Origin of the sequence: Kitasatospora herbaricolor, assembly GCF_030813695.1 — a bacterium.
GTDB classification, from domain to species: Bacteria; Actinomycetota; Actinomycetes; order Streptomycetales; family Streptomycetaceae; genus Kitasatospora; species Kitasatospora herbaricolor.
The window spans coordinates 4,837,224-4,852,191 of the sequence record NZ_JAUSVA010000002.1 but is presented as its reverse complement, the minus strand read 5'-3'; the positions used below and the strand labels follow the sequence as shown (position 1 = coordinate 4,852,191).

Here is a 14,968-nt window from a genome sequence, read left to right as displayed (position 1 = left end):
GGGCCTGGACGGGGCCCCGCCGGACGTCCTCACCCGCCGGACGGACCGCCGGTCAGGGCCGGGTCCCGCGCAGTCGCGCCCAGCCGGAGCGCACGCCCGCCACGATCCGGCCACCGGCCGGGGTGCCGCCCAGGACGAGGGCGGCCGGGCCGCCGACCAGCAGCACCAGGCCGGCGATCAACGCGACCGGCAGCAGCAGCCGGGCCGTACCCGCGCGGTCCGGGGCCGGACGCCCGGCCGCGACCGGTGCCGCGTCCAGCGCGCCGCCGCTCGCGGAGGCCGACGGCGAGGCGCCGGGCTTCGCGGCGGCCGACGCGGTACCGGACGCGCCCGCCGCCGCAGCCGAGCCGCCGGCCGTCCCGCCGCCGAAGGTGTCACCGCTCGTCCCGCCGGTGCCGCCGCTCGAACCGCTGCCGCCGGCCGGTCCGCCGGCGCCCTGGTCACCGCCGGCGCTGCCGCCGCCAGCTCCGCCGCCCCCGCCGGAGGCGGCGCCGCCGGACGAGGGCCCGCCCGTGTCACCGCCCTCGGCCGGCGGGGCCGTCTGGTTGCCCGGCAGCGCCCCGTCCTGGGTCGCGACATGGGCCGTGGCCGCCTTGGCCTGGGCCAGCTGGTTCGGCGTCAGCCCGAGGAACCCGGGGGCGAGCTGGCCGGGGTTGAGGCCGTAGATCTGGCCCTCGCCCTGGTCGGTGACCCGCTTGAGGAAGGTCGAGACCGCCCTGGCCTTGGCCGCGGACAGGCCCGCGGTCGGCGTCATGGCGTACTGCACCGTGGTCAGCGGGTACGCGCCCTGGTCCTTGGCGAAGGCCGTTCCCTCCACGCCGTAGGGCAGGTGCTGGGTGCCGTTGACCGGGTCGACGGGCATGTCGGCGACGGCCGCCCGGTAGGAGTCCAGGCCCGGCGCCACGAAGGCGCCGGCCGGGTTCCGCAGCGCGGCCTCCGGCAGGGCGAAGGCCTTGGCCTGCCCGGCGTCCAGGATCGCGAACATGGTGCGCTGGCCGATGGTCTGCGCGGCGACCCGGACGTGGTTGCCGTTGCCGTCCGCGTCCGTCCGCAGGGCCGTGCCCTGGAACTGCAGCACGCTGCGGCCGACCTGGCCCAGCCCGCCGAGCATCGGGTTCCACTCCCACTGCTTCCAGACGGCCTTGTCCCCGGTCTCCCCCGGGATGCCGGAGAAGTCCTGCGGCTGCAGCGCCTCCACCGGGTAGCCGGCGAACTTGGGCCGCAGGTAGAAGGTGTCCACGTGCATGCCCCACGGGTCGGGCGAGCCCTGGAGGAACTGGGACGCCTCCGGGTCCGAGGCGATCCACGAGGTCAGCTGGTGGACGAGGTCCGTGGTCCCGCCGAGGACGACGGGCAGCATGTCCGGGCCCGCGAAGGTCGGCCAGGCGGCGCCGCCGTTCAGCGAGGCCGGGTTGAGCTGCTGGAACTCCGGGTCGCCGAAGATGTTCGACGGGTTGCCCGCCACCGAGACGATGTCCGAGGCGCCGAAGGTGTACGACTGGGTGAGCAGCTTGGCCAGCAGCCGGGCGTTCAGCCGCATGTTCCGGATCTGACGGCCGGTGTTCGGGTCGTCCACCACGAAGACCACCGAGATCCCGGTGGTGGCCAGCGGCGCGTAGACGTACGGCCGCGGCGCGGCCCCGGCGTCGGCCCGGGCCGTGAGGGCGATGTCGGGGCCCGACCCGGCGAGGAAGTCCCCGCGCGCCTGCGGCTCGCCGCCGGCGAAGCTGTACTGCAGGTTCAGCGGCGCGTCGCCCTTGCACAGGCCCGAACGCCACTGCTGCAGGGCCCGGTTGGCCATCTCCAGGCCGGCGGCGTTGAAGTCCGCGACGGCCGCCTTGCAGTCGGCCGCGGTCGGCGCGAACTCCAGCGGCACGACGGCGCGGTGGGTCCAGGCGCACTGCTCGCCGGTGCGGTTGTGGGTCTTCGGGTTCTCCAGGCCGGTGAAGACCAGATCGGTGGCGGTGTTGCTCTCGAAGTCCATGTCCAACGAGTGGTCGGAGCAGTCGGCGGCGCCCCGGTGGCCGAAGTTGTCGAGCGGGTCCCCGCCGTAGTTGGGCTCGACCACGATCGAGCAGGGGTGGGTCGCGTCGCAGCCGAGCGAGGGGCTCTGCGTCGACGTCCAGACCTCGATGCTGGCCGTGCCGGAGCCGTCCGGGCCGGTCACCGCGATCCGGTGGTTGGACGGGAAGTCCGGGGTGGTGGTGCCGTCCGGGCGGCTCGGCTGCTCGAAGCCGAGTGCCGGATCACCGCCGTACATCGTGTTGCCGTAGCAGTCGGTCGGCTTCGGGTCGGTGCCCCGGCACTGGTAGATCCGCACCGGGTACATCACGTCGGCGCTGAACTCCCGGACCAGGCTGGCCGGCGTGCCGTCCCAGTTCACCGTCGGCGTGAAACCGCTCCAGGAGACCTGGACGACCTCGTTGGTGAGGTTCTTGCCGTGCGAGACCGACACCTGGCCGCGGGCGCCGTACGTCCCGGTGGCCGGGTCCCAGATCTCCGGCCCCTCCACCGTCACCCCGGTGGCCGCCCGCGCCTCGGTGGCCGGCCCGAGGCCGAGCGGCAGCACCGAGAGCGCGGCGACCACGGCCAGGGCGAGCGTCAGCGCAGGCAGCCTCCTCCGCCACCACCCCTGATGTCTCGGGTCTGGCTGGCGGACTCTCATGGCGGGCACCTCCGTGGAGCTGCGCACGGACGTGCGCGGGGCGATGGACGGATCTGTGGGCGTACCGACGGTTCCGGTGCGTCACTATTCGGCCAGCCGGACATGGCCGGTTCCGGTCGACAGGGTGTACGAGGCCACAACACGTCAGCGCTGCAAGCGTGTTGCGGATATCGACCAGCTGCTGAAGGGCACGCCGACGAGCCCACGCGCGTCGGCGCGTGGGCCCGCTGCGCATTCGTGGCAGGGCGGGGGATCCTCAGCCGGCCGGCGTGAAGGTGATCGAGAGCGAGCCGACGGACTGGCCGCCCTGGAAGAAGGTGGTGCCGAGCTTGCCGTCGACGTACTGGGCGCCCTGGGCGTCCACCTTGAGGTCGGAGGCCTCCAGCGACTGCGTGGTGCCGGTGCGGGTGATCTGGTTGTCACCGGCCGGGTCGAGCAGGTTGACCGGCGCGGTGGCGCCCAGCGGCACACCGGTGAGCTTCCAGGTGTCGGCCTGGAAGGCCAGCTGCTTGAAGATCGCCGTCTTGCCGGTGAGCAGGTTGACGAACAGCAGGCCGCCGCCCAGGTCGATCTTGTCGTAGTAGGCCTGCAGGTTGGCGTCGCCACCGGTCGCCGGGAAGGTCGCCGAGAACCCCGTGGCACTGTCGTAGCCGGGCTGGCCGGCGGGGAGCGGGACCACCACGACACCGGCCGCGGCCGTCTGCTGGATGAACGAGGTGCTCTCGTGGACCACGACGCTGCCGCTCGCCGCGGTGGCCGGGGCCGGGGTGGTGTCGGCGGCGGCCGCACCGGAGAGACCGGTGACGGCGAGGACCGCGGTGGCGGCGGTGGCGGCGAGGCGAACGCTGGTGCGGGACATGCTGGTCTCCTTGGGATGCGCTCTGGGCGGGGTGGAGCATGGGGCCGGCCGGCCACCGCGGGGCGGTGGCCGCGTCCGACCCCTGCCGTCAGGTGGTGCCGACGGACGATGAGTGGGCGGGAGGGTGCCGCACAGGGTCGGGGCGGCGCCAGGAAGCCGTGGCTCCGGATGTCGGCGGCGCCGTTCGCGCGGTTCCGGCCGGTCGGGCCGAAGATGTCCCGCGGCGCGGCGCCGTGGGCGTCGGCCCCGGACCCCTCTGCGGCGCGGACCACGTGGTGGACGTACCGGTGGACCTGGCCGACGTGGTGCCCGACCGAGAGCGCGCCCCGGCCCCGTGGCGGCGGGGGCGGAGCGCTCGGTGCGGCCCGTCGGCCGGGGGCGCGAGGCCCCCGGCCGACGGTGTGTGACGGTGGATCGGATGTGCGTGGTGGTGGATCAGATGTGCGTGGTGCTGCCGCAGCCGCCGATGGTCAGGAAGCCGTAGCTGGCGATGTCGGCGGCGCCGTTGGTGCAGATCCAGCCGCTGGTGCCGAAGATGTTGCGCAGGGCGATGCCCTTGGTGGTGGCGGCGGTCCACTCGGCGTTACGGACCACGTTGTACAGGGTGCGGCCGTAGGTCGGGTTGGCGAAGGTCGGGTTGATCGTGTTGCTCGCGGTGAGCGGGGCGACACCGTTGATCGAGCGCAGGCTCAGGACACCGGCAGCGTCCGTCCCGGAGGAGTGGCCGCCGTAGACCTGGCCGACGTAGTGACCCACCGAGTAGGGGAAGATCACGTTGGCGTCGTTGAGCGCCGCGTCGGTGCCCTCGTTCTCCTCGGGGCCGGTGACGACGTTGGCACCCAGGGTGGTGACGCCGATGGCCTTGAGGAAGAAGGAACGGGTGCCGGAGCTGGCCTGCGGCAGGTACGGCTTGATCGTGACGTTCGGGCCGGTGTAGCCCGCGATGTCGGTGATCTGGTTCCAGGTGGTGTAGGTGCCGTTGTAGATGTTCTTCAGGTCCGCCGTGGTCAGGTTGGCGGGGGCGTTGCTGCCGGTGGACTTGGCGGACCAGGTCACCGCGTCCTTGGCGAAGCCGACGAAGATGTCCGTCGTCAGGTCACCGGTCTGCGGGGCACGCGAGGAGCGCGCGAAGTCGATCGGCAGCACCGACGGGCTGGTCTGGTTCAGGGCGGTGATGCCGGCGCCGGAGCCGTTCGGGCGGGCGAAGGCGGTGGTGCCGGCCTTGGCGGTGATGGTCGCCGAGCCGGTCGCGTCGAAGCTGTAGAGGCGCGGGGAGGTGGTGTCGCCCAGGCCCGTGAGGTAGGCATTGTAGTCGGTCGAGAACTGGTTCAGAACGGTCTGCGTGGTGTCCGAGCCGACGCCCACGATGTCCTGGGTGGCCGGTACGACGGACGGGTCGGCCATCGCCGTGCCGCTCGCGACGGAGACGAGCGAGGTCGCGAGGGCGGCGGCGGTGAGCAGCTTGGCAGCGGTCTTGCGCATGTTCCGATTCCTCCGGTGGGAGAGACGTACATCGCTACCCGTGACCCTGATGAGGCCCGGGGCCGGAGTCCGCGGCGGCCGCTCCGGCAGACCTGATCCTGTCCGCCGGGCCGTTCCCCCGGAAGGGCCGGCCGGCCGGCGGCGGCGCCCGGCGCATCGGACGGCGCACGGGCGTCCGCGCAGGTCGCGGAGGGGACGGCGGGCGGCCGGGAGGCACCGGAGGCCTGTCGACGTTCTTCTCTCGGTGGCGGTTCGGGACCTTGCCGGAAACCTGCGATTCACCAGGGCCACCGGTCGCCCTGTCCGGTGCGGCGCAGCTCCCGGCCGAGGGCCTGGAGGGCGGTGAGGAAGCTGTCGACACCGCCCTGGCACTGGTCGCGGCGCAGGTAGCCGCGCGCGCTGCGGGCGATCGGCTCGGCCTCCTCGGCGCCCGGCCTGGTGCTGCGCGGGGGGAGGTAGGCCGTCCAGACCCAGAGCCGGGCCTCCGACTGCCCGACGGTACACCGCAGGGCGGCCCGTTCGATGAACAACTGTCTTATGGCGGAGGAGAGTTCCGCTTCGCCACGGTAGCTCCGGGCGCCGACGGCGAGCTGGCGGCCGTTGGCCGCGCGCATCGCCCAGCCGACCCCGCGATCCGCCCCGTGCACGGTCAGCAGTCGCGGCCCGCGTGCCTCAGCGGGCATCGGTGGGTCTCGAGCGTCTTCTGCCCTGGGGGAGTTGCGCCGGATCCTCGGTGGGATCGGCCAGCTTGCCGAGCAGCACGACGAACCGGCGGAAGGCGTTCTGGCAGGTCGCGTACCGCTCGTAGGGGCGGCTGGAGCGGATCTCGGGCAGGCCCCTGGCGCCCGGGACGACCCAGATCCAGCCGATGCCGTCCCGGACATGGGTGATCCGGGCGACCAGCTCCGGGGCGGCCGTCCGAAGGTTCTCGAAGCTCCGCTCGGCCTCGGCGGGCGTGTCGAAGGCGGCCGGTGACACCGCGACGAGCCGCCCGTTCGACGCCTTCAGCTGCCACCGGTACCGGCCGTCGGGCCCCCGCTCGGTCCGGAACCCACCCCTCGGCCCTGCTTTGCCTAAACCTGGTGATACGGCGCGACCGCGGGCCGACGCGTCCACTGCTCCCCCCGTCCGTTCAGCGAGACGAGGCAAAGCTATGTGTGCACACAAGCGCTCTGGAAGGGCAGCAAATGCACAACTTGCTCCGTTGGCCGGGAAGTTCTCCCTCGTTAAACTTTCACCAAGTGCACACTTCGCGTTGCCTGCGGCGTCGTCAGAGCCGGGCCGTCCAGCGCACCGAGGTGCCCTTGCCGTACGGCCCCGGCTCGTGCCAGGCGTCCCCTCCCAGCGCCTCCGCCCGGCGGGCCAGGTTGCGCAGCCCGCTGCGCCGGCCGCCCTCCGGGATCCCCACCCCGTCGTCCGTCACCGACAGCAGCACCCCCGGGCGCCCGGCCCGGTCCAGTGAGTCAGGATCACCGGAGACGGGCCGCCCCTCGTCGTCCAGATGCACGGTGGCGTCGACATCCACCCGCACCCGGGAGGCTCGCGCGTGCCGGGCCGTGTTGGAGAGCATCTCCCGCAGCGCCGCGAGCAGCTGACGGCCCGCCTTCTCCCCCACCAGGCTCTCCACCGGCCCGGTGAAGGCCACCGAGGGCTTGAACCCCAGCGCGGCGGCGGCCTGGCTGCCCTCCCGCAGCACCCGGGTCCGCAGGGTGTCCGGCTCGTCGCCCTGCCCGTCGTGCTGCAGGGCGTAGATGGTGGTGCGGACCTCCTGGATGGTCGCGTCCAGCTCGTCCACGGCCTTGCCGATCCCGGTCTGCACCTCCGGCACCACGGCCCGCCGGGCGGCGCTCTCCAGCATCATGCCGGTCGCGAACAGCCGCTGGATCACCAGGTCGTGGAGGTCCCGGGCGATCCGGTCGCGGTCCTGGAACACCGCGAGCCGCTGCCGGTCGCGCTGCGCCTCGGCCAGCCGCAGCGCCAGCGCGGCCTGCGAGGCGAAGGTCTGCGCGAGCTGCTTCTCCGCCTCCGTGAACGGCGCCGCGCCCTTGCTCCGCCACACCCCCAGCGCACCGAGCACCCGCCCGGCGGCCACCATCGGCACCGCCATCGACGGCCCGAAGGTCCGGGCGAGCCTGATCTCCACCGTGGGGTCGCCCGACATGTCGTCCAGGTAGACGCTCTCCCCCTCCAACAGCCGCGCCGCGAACCCGCTCTGCGGCACCAGCTCGCCGGTCACGAACTCGGCGGCCTCCCCCGAGGCGTGCGAGACCCGCAGCTGCCCGCCGCCGGTCGGCAGCAGGATCATCCCCAGCGCCGCCCCGGCGAGCTCGCGGACCTGCTCGGCCGCCACCGTCAGCGCCACCTGCGCCTCGTCGGTGGAGAGCAGCGCGGTGGTCACCGCGTTCGCCCCCGCGATCCACCGCTCGCGGCGACGGCCCTCCTCGTAGAGCCGGGAGTTCTCGATCGCCACCCCGGCCGCCGCCGCCAGCGCGTGCAGCACCTGCTCGTCCTCGGGCGTGAAGGCCCCGCCGCCCGCCTTCTCGGTCAGGTAGATGTTGCCGAACACCTCGCCGCGCACGCGGATCGGCTCGCCCAGGAAGGACGTCATCGGCGGGTGGTGCCGGGGGAACCCGGCGGAGCGCGGGTCGGCGGCCAGGTCGGTCAGCCGCAGCGGCTCCGGGCGGTCGATCAGCGCCCCGAGGATGCCCCGGCCGGCCGGCAGCTCGCCGATCCTGGCCGCCGTCTCCTCGTCCACCCCCACGTGGATGAAGTCGGCCAGCCCGTGGCCGGTCGGCGCGATCACGCCGAGCGCGGCGTACCGGGCGTCGACCAGTTCGGCCGCCCCGATCGCGATCCGCTGGAGCGTGGCGTGCAGGTCCAGCCCGGCGCCGACCGAGACCACGGCCTCCAGCAGCCGCTGCATCCGGTCGGTGACGGCGGCGGCCGACTGCAGCCGCTCGGCCACCTCGGTGACCAGGGTGTCCAGGCCGAGCGAGGCGATCTCGGGCACCCGGTGGGTGGCGGGGTGCGGCCCGGGGGTGAGGTCGCCGGCGGGGGCGGAGGCGCCGGCAGGGTCGCGGGCGGGGTCGGGGTCGGGGCCGGGGTGCTCGGGGGCGGGATCGCGGTCGGGGGTGCGGGCCATGGGACGAGCCTAGTTTGGGTGGATTTGGACGGCTGGACGGACGGGGGAGCGGCGCGTCGGCCGAGGTCGGCGCAGGAAGGAGGGGGCGGGAAAGGGCGGAGGGGCGGAGGCGAGGGCGGAGGGCGGGAAAGGGCGGAGGGGCGGAGGCGAGGGCGGAGGGCGGGAAAGGGCGGAGGGGCGGAGGCGAGGGCGGAGGGCGGGAAAGGGCGGAGGGGCGGAGGCGAGGGCGGAGGGGCGGAGGCGAGGGCGGAGGGCGGGGGGGTCAGTGCGCGTCGAGCAGGAGGAGGCCGTCGGCCTCCTGCTCGCGCTGCCACATCGCGTGCAGCCGGCTGCCGGGGTCGGCGGTCAGGTCCGCCCAGCCACCGCGTTCGACCACCCGGCCGCCGTCGAGGACGAGGATCTCGTCCACCGCCCCCGGGGCGGCCAGGCCGGCCAGCCGGTGGGTGATCAGCAGGGTGGTGCGGCCGGCCGTGGCGGCCAGCAGGTCGGCCGTGAGGGCGTCGGCGGTCGGCAGGTCGAGGTGCTCGGCGGGCTCGTCCAGCACCAGCACGGGGAAGTCCGCGAGCAGCGCCCGGGCCAGGGCCAGACGCTGGCGCTGGCCCCCCGAGAGCCGTCCGCCGTGCTCGCCGACCATGGTGTCCAGGCCCGCGGGCAGGGTCTCCACCCAGTCCAGCAGCCGGGCCGACGCCAGCGCCGCGCACAGCTCCTCGTCGGTGGCGCCGGGCCGGGCCAGCCGCAGGTTCTCGCGCAGCGAGCTGTCGAAGACGTGCGCGTCCTGGGCGCACAGGCCGATCACCCGGCGGACGTCGTCCGAGGCGGTCAGGGCACTGTCCACAGCCTGTGGACAGCCGTCGGCCAGCGTGACCGTCCCCGCCGTCCGGTCCAGGAACCGCAGCAGCGTCAGCGCCAGCGTGCTCTTGCCCGACCCGGACGGCCCCACCACGGCGATCCGGCGGCCCGCCGCCAGGGTGAGCGAGACGTCCGAGAGCGCGTCCCGCTCCCCGCCCGGGTACCGGGCGCTCAGCCCCCGGACGGCGATCGGCAACGGCTGCGCGGGCAGCGGCGCCGGGGCCGCAGGCTCGGCCACCGGCAGCGGGGACTCCAGCACGTCCGCCAGCCGGGCCCGCGCCGCCCTGCTCCGCTCCCGCGCCTGCACCGCGAGCGGCATCCCGGCCACCGCCTCGAATGCGGCCAGCGGCGTCAGCACCACCACCGCCAGGCAGACCGGCGCCAGCGCCCCGCTGGCGACGCCCCGCAGGCCGGCCGCCGCGGCCGCCGTCAACGTCAGCCCGGTCAGCAGGGCCACCAGCCCCGCGCCGAGCGCCGTGGTCGCGGCCGACCGCCCCGCCAGCGCGGTGAGGTCGGCGTCCGCCGCCCGGACCGCCGCCAGCCGGCGCGGCAGCGCGCCCGCGACGGTCAGCTCGGCGGTCCCCGTGAAGGTGTCCACCACGGTGTTGGCCAGCTCGCCCCGGGCGGGCGCCTGCCGGCGCTCCGTCCGCCCCGACAGCCGGGCCGCCAGGGCCGGGACGACCGCGCCCGCCAGCAGCAGGCCCAGCGCGAGGACCGCCCCCGCCGCCGGGAGGAACAGCCCGAGCCCGACCGCCGACACCACCGAGACGGCGGCGGCGATCGAGACGGGCAGCCGCCAGCGCAGGTAGTGGTCCTGGATCGCGTCCACGTCCGCCACCAGCCGGGAGAGCAGATCGCCGCGGCGGAAGGCCGGCAGCCCCGCCGGGGCCAGCTGTTCGAGGCGGGCGTAGACGGCGGTGCGGAGCGTGCCGAGGGTGCGCAGGACGGCGTCGTGCGAGACCAGCCGCTCGGCGTAGCGGAAGACGCTGCGGCCGATGCCGAAGGCGCGGACGGCCGTGACGGCCATCATCAGGTAGAGGACCGGGGGCATCTCGGAGGCGTACGAGATGAGGTAGCCGGAGGTGGCCATCAGGGCTACGGCGGAGAGGAGGGCGGCGGTGCCGAGGGTGGTGGCTGCTGTGAGGCGGGGTGCGCTGCGCGTGGGGCTCGGGCGGTGGTTGCTCTCGGGTGGGTGGTTGCGGGGCCGGCTCCCGGGGTGGGCACTACGGGGGGCTGCACGATTATCGGACTGCCGACCCTCGTGTGCCGGGTCCTCGCCGTTGGCAGTCCGATAATCGCGCACCACGCCCCCCTCCGTACCCACCCCGTCCGCCGCCCCCTCGCGCAGCGCACCCTCGGTGGGGGGAAGGGGGTGGGGGTGGGGGTGGGGGATGGGGAGGGTGGTGGGGCTCAGGGGGGTGGTGGGGGCGGTGGGGCTCAGGGGGGTGGTGGGGGTGGTGGGGCTCAGGGGGGTGTTCAGGTGGGTGTGGTGGTCGGCCACGGCCAGGAGGGCGGGGCGGTGGGCGATCAGCAGGACGGTGCGGGTGGGGTCCTCGGCGAGGGTGCGGACGGCGGCGACCACGGCGGCCTCGCTCTCGCCGTCCAGGTTGGCGGTGGGCTCGTCCAGCAGGACCAAGGGGCGGTCGGTGGCGAGCAGGGCGCGGGCCAGGGCGAGGCGTTGGCGCTGGCCCGCCGAGAGGCCGGTGCCGCCTTCGCCGAGGAGGGTGTGGATGCCCTGGGGGAGGCGGGTGGTGAAGTCCAGGGCGTGGGCGGCGGCCAGGGCGGTGCGGACGTCCTCGTCGGTGGCGGCGGGGGTGGTGAGGCGGACGTTGTCGGCGATGGTGCCGGCGAAGAGGTGGGGGTGCTGCGGGATCCAGGCGATCTGGCGGCGCCAGGTGGTGGGGTCCAGGTCGGCGAGCCGGTGGGCGGTCCCGTCCGGGGTGGTCACGGTGACGGTCCCGGCGTCCGGGGTGGTGAGGCCGAGCAGGACGGAGAGCAGGGTGCTCTTGCCGGCGCCGCTGGGGCCGGTGAGGGCGGTGGTGCTGCCGGGAGTGAGGGTGAGCGCGGCGTCCTGGAGGGCCGGTGCGGTGCGGCCCGGGTGGGTGACGGTGAGGCCGGTGACGGTGAGGGTGGCGCCCGCCAGGGCCGGGGCCGGGATGGTGCCGGTGGCCGGCAGCGGGGTCTCCAGGACCTGGAAGATCTCGTCGGCGGCCGTGAGCCCCTCCACGCTGGAGTGGTAGAGGGCGCCGACCTGCCGGATCGGGAAGTACACCTCGGGGGCGAGGATCAGGATCAGCAGCCCGGTCTCCAGGTCGAGCGTCCCGTCGACCAGCCGGAAGCCGATCGAGACGGCGACCAGCGCGACGGAGAGGGTGGAGAGCAGCTCCAGCGCGAAGGAGGAGATGAAGGCGATCCGCAGGGTGCGCAGGGTGGCCCGGCGGTACTCGGCGGTGATCCGCCCGATCGTCTCGGCCTGGGCCTTGGCCCGGTTGAAGACCTTGAGGGTGGGCAGGCCGGCCACCACGTCCAGGAAGTGGTGGGAGAGCCGGGACAGCCCCGCCCACTGACGGTCCATCCGGGCCTGGGTGGCCATCCCGATCAGCGCCATGAAGAGCGGGATCAGCGGGAGGGTGCCGGCGATGATCGCGGCGGAGGTCCAGTCGGCGCCGACGATCCGCAGCAGCACCACGACCGGGACGACCACGGCCAGCGCCAGCTGCGGCAGGTAGCGGGCGAAGTAGTCGTCCAGGGCGTCGACGCCCCGGGTGGCGAGGGTGGTGAGTTCGCCGGTGCGCCGGCCGGCGAGGTACGCCGGCCCGAGCGCCGTGGCGTGGTCGACCAGCCGGCGGCGCAGGGTGGACTTCACCCTGGCCACCGACCGGTGCGCGGTCAGTTCGGTCAGCCAGGCGACCAGCCCCCGGCCGACGGCGGTGAGGGCGAGCAGCAGCAGCGGGCCGGTCAGCTCGTCGAGCCCGGCCCGCTGCTGGAAGCCGCGGACGACGATCTCGGCGATCAGGCTCGCCTGGGCCACCACCAGGGCCGCGCCCGCCCCGCCGAGGATCACCGATCCGGCGAGGAAGGCACGGGTCGTGCGGGCGTAACCCAGCAGCCGTGGGTCGACGGGCTTCACGACGGTTCTCCTTGGCGGTGCGGCGGGAGAGGGAATGCGGCGGGAGGGGCGCGGACGGCGCTACGAGCGGCCGGGAGGAGCGTTACGGCCGGTCGAGCGCGGCCGCCGGGTCGTGCCCCGGGATGTGCTGGACGCCGATCCGCTTGCGGAACACCCAGTACGTCCAGGCCTGGTAGAGCAGCACGATCGGGGTGAAGATCGCGGCGACGATCGTCATCAGCTTGAGCGTGTACGGCGAGGACGAGGCGTTGCTGACGGTCAGGCTCCACTCGGGGTTCAGGGTGGAGGGCATCACGTCCGGGAACAGCGCCAGGAAGAGCATCGCGACCGCCGCCACGACGGTCAGCCCCGAGAGGCCGAACGCCCAGCCCTCGCGGGCCAGCTGGTTGGCCACCAGCGCCCCGACCAGCGCCAGCACCGCGACCACCAGGGCGGCCAGGCTCCAGCCGTCGCCGCTGTCGGCCTGCGTCCAGATCAGGAAGACCAGCGCGAGGACGGCCGTGGCCAGCCCCAGCTGGAGGGCCATCGCCCGGGCCCGGCCCCGGATGTCGCCGACCGTCTTGAGGGCGGCGAACACCGCGCCGTGGAAGGTGAAGAGGAACAGCGTCACCAGCCCGCCGAGGAGGGCGTACGGGTTGAGCAGGTCCCACAGGGTGCCGGTGTAGTTCTTCTGCTGGTCGATGTCGACGCCCGCCACGATGTTGGCGAACGCGACCCCCCACAGGAAGGCCGGGATCAGCGACGTCCAGAAGATCGCGTGCTCCCAGTTGCGCTGCCAGCGCTCACCGTCCCGCTTGTGCCGGTACTCGAAGGCCACGCCTCTGACGATCAGGCAGACCAGGATGACCAGCAGCGGGATGTAGAAGCCGCTGAACAGCGTCGCGTACCAGTCGGGGAAGGCCGCGAAGGTGGCGCCGCCGGCCGTCAGCAGCCAGACCTCGTTGCCGTCCCAGACCGGCCCGATGGTGTTGATCAGGACCCGGCGCTCGGTGGTGCCGCGGGCCAGCAGCTTGGTCAGGATGCCGATGCCGAAGTCGAAGCCTTCGAGGAAGAAGTAGCCGATCCACAGGACGGCGATGAGGATGAACCAGACGTCGTGGAGTTCCATGATCTCTCTGTCCTCAGTAGGCGAAGGCGAGTGGCTTGTCGGCGTCCTCGTCGGAGGACGGCCCGCCCAGCGTCGGGTCCTTCGCCGGGGGAAGCTCGGCGGTGTCCGGGCCGGCCTTGGCGTACTTGACCAGCAGCTTCACCTCGATCACGGCGAGGATCGCGTACAGCAGGGTGAAGGTGCTGAGGGCGATCACCTGCGTCGTCACGCTGACGTTCGGCGACACCGCGTCGGCCGTCTTCATCAGCCCGAACACGGCCCACGGCTGACGGCCCATCTCGGTGAAGATCCAGCCGAAGCTGTTGGCGATCAGCGGGAACCCGAGGGTGACGATGCCGATCCGCCAGCTCCACCGGGTGAGGAAGGGCCCGAGTTCACGGTGCGGGGTGAGCATCAGCTTCGGCACCTCGTCGTCGGCGGTGCGGTGCTCGGGCGCCAGGAATCTCCTCTTCCGGGTCGTCCAGAGGCCGAGCAGGCCGACCACGAAGGAGGTCATCCCGAAGCCGATCATGAGGCGGAAGCCCCAGTACGTGACGAAGATGTTGGGGATGTAGTCCTTGGGGTCGCCGCCGTACTTCGCGGCCTCGGCCGCGGCGGTGTCGTTGATGCCCGGCACCGGCGAGCTGAAGTTGCTGTTGGCGAGGAAGGACAGTATCCCCGGGATCTCCAGCTCGACCGAGTTGTGCCCCTCGTTCACGTTGCCGACCGCGAAGATCGAGAACGGCGCCGGGTCCTGGGTCTCCCAGAGCGCTTCCGCCGCCGCCATCTTCATCGGCTGCTGCCTGAACATCACCTTGGCCAGCTCGTCGCCGCTGAGCGCGCTGCCGAGACCGAAGATCACCGCCAGGACGAGCCCGAGCCGCAGCGAGGTCCGCATCACGGCGGTCCTCTTCGGGTCGGCCGTCTCCGGCTTGCGCTTGGCCCGCCAGAGGTGGAAGGAGGAGATGCCGATCACGAACGCCGCGCCGGTGAGGAAGGCTGCGGTGAGGGTGTGCAGGACGACGACCACGGTGGTGTCCTGGAAGAGCACCCGCGCGATGTCGTTGAGCTGGGCCTTCCCGGTGGCCGGGTTCACCTCGTAGCCGACCGGGTGCTGCATCCAGGAGTTCGCCGCCAGGATGAAGTACGCCGAGAGGGCGGTGCCGATGGCGACCATCCACATGCAGGCGGCGTGCAGCTTCTTCGGCAGCTTGTCCCAGCCGAAGATCCACAGCCCGATGAAGGTCGACTCGAAGAAGAAGGCGATCAGCGCCTCCATCGCCAGCGGGGCCCCGAACACGTCGCCGACGAAGCGCGAGTAGTCGGACCAGTTCATCCCGAACTGGAACTCCTGCACGATGCCGGTGACCACGCCCATGGCGATGTTGATCAGGAAGAGCTTGCCCCAGAACTTGGTGGCGTGGAAGTACTTGTCCTTGCCCGTCCGCACCCAGGCGGTCTCCAGCCCGGCCACGATCGAGGCCAGGCTGATCGTCAGCGGGACGAAGAGGTAGTGGTAGACGGTGGTGATGCCGAACTGCCATCGCGCAATGGTCTCGTGAGCGACTGCTAGGTCCACTTCGCCCTCTCTCCGGCAGGGTTCCTTTTGATCACATAGCGGACAAACTTCATCTATAGCGACAGAGCATCACGTTGCCACGCAAGCTTGTCCGCTTGTGAACGTGAATACATTCACAAGGGCAGTATCCATCATACTTATGGAGCTGCCGCAAGGGGGGTGGGGGTAGCCGGTG

At 73.2% G+C, this 14,968-nt stretch carries 9 protein-coding genes; all 9 read right to left on the bottom strand.

All coding sequences use genetic code 11. From position 1 onward, the window contains the following. Positions 1-52 precede the first annotated feature (52 nt). The 9 genes from J2S46_RS21595 to J2S46_RS21555 all read right to left on the bottom strand — a co-directional run bounded on the left by J2S46_RS21595 (position 53) and on the right by J2S46_RS21555 (position 14,793). Complete coding sequence (locus J2S46_RS21595; protein WP_191288423.1) at positions 53-2,665, bottom strand: hypothetical protein; 2,613 nt, start codon at positions 2,663-2,665, stop codon at positions 53-55. 256 nt (positions 2,666-2,921) lie between these two features. Beyond that, a complete protein-coding gene (locus J2S46_RS21590; protein ID WP_191288424.1) occupies positions 2,922-3,524 on the bottom strand; it encodes a hypothetical protein in 603 nt (200 codons plus the stop codon). A 435-nt stretch (positions 3,525-3,959) separates the two neighbouring features. After that, a complete protein-coding gene (locus J2S46_RS21585; protein ID WP_191288425.1) occupies positions 3,960-5,006 on the bottom strand; it encodes a substrate-binding domain-containing protein in 1,047 nt (348 codons plus the stop codon). A gap of 278 nt (positions 5,007-5,284) precedes the next feature. Continuing rightward, a complete protein-coding gene (locus J2S46_RS21580) occupies positions 5,285-5,689 on the bottom strand; it encodes a hypothetical protein (protein WP_191288426.1) in 405 nt (134 codons plus the stop codon). Then, on the bottom strand, positions 5,679-5,984 hold the full coding sequence (locus tag J2S46_RS21575; protein ID WP_191288427.1) for a hypothetical protein: 306 nt from the start codon (positions 5,982-5,984) through the stop codon (positions 5,679-5,681). The genes J2S46_RS21580 and J2S46_RS21575 overlap by 11 nt, the downstream gene beginning before the upstream one ends. 292 nt (positions 5,985-6,276) lie before the next feature. Further along, positions 6,277-8,148 (bottom strand): sensor histidine kinase, encoded by a 1,872-nt coding sequence (locus J2S46_RS21570; protein WP_370882219.1) that lies wholly within the window; start codon positions 8,146-8,148, stop codon positions 6,277-6,279. A gap of 262 nt (positions 8,149-8,410) precedes the next feature. Then, entirely contained in the window at positions 8,411-12,127 is a 3,717-nt protein-coding gene (cydD, locus tag J2S46_RS21565) for a thiol reductant ABC exporter subunit CydD (protein WP_191288428.1), read from the bottom strand. A gap of 82 nt (positions 12,128-12,209) precedes the next feature. Then, entirely contained in the window at positions 12,210-13,235 is a 1,026-nt protein-coding gene (gene cydB / locus J2S46_RS21560) for a cytochrome d ubiquinol oxidase subunit II (RefSeq protein ID WP_191288429.1), read from the bottom strand. A gap of 13 nt (positions 13,236-13,248) precedes the next feature. Continuing rightward, positions 13,249-14,793 (bottom strand): cytochrome ubiquinol oxidase subunit I, encoded by a 1,545-nt coding sequence (locus J2S46_RS21555; protein WP_191288430.1) that lies wholly within the window; start codon positions 14,791-14,793, stop codon positions 13,249-13,251. Positions 14,794-14,968: the final 175 nt, after the last annotated feature.

Excerpts from the sequence above, each read along its gene's own strand:
- J2S46_RS21595 (WP_191288423.1), bottom strand. The coding sequence starts at position 2,665 with ATGAGAGTCCGCCAGCCAGACCCGAGACATCAGGGGTGGTGGCGGAGG.
- J2S46_RS21590 (WP_191288424.1), bottom strand. The coding sequence starts at position 3,524 with ATGTCCCGCACCAGCGTTCGCCTCGCCGCCACCGCCGCCACCGCGGTC.
- J2S46_RS21585 (WP_191288425.1), bottom strand. The coding sequence starts at position 5,006 with ATGCGCAAGACCGCTGCCAAGCTGCTCACCGCCGCCGCCCTCGCGACC.
- J2S46_RS21580 (WP_191288426.1), bottom strand. The coding sequence starts at position 5,689 with ATGCCCGCTGAGGCACGCGGGCCGCGACTGCTGACCGTGCACGGGGCG.
- J2S46_RS21570 (WP_370882219.1), bottom strand. The coding sequence starts at position 8,148 with ATGGCCCGCACCCCCGACCGCGATCCCGCCCCCGAGCACCCCGGCCCC.
- cydB (WP_191288429.1), bottom strand. The coding sequence starts at position 13,235 with ATGGAACTCCACGACGTCTGGTTCATCCTCATCGCCGTCCTGTGGATC.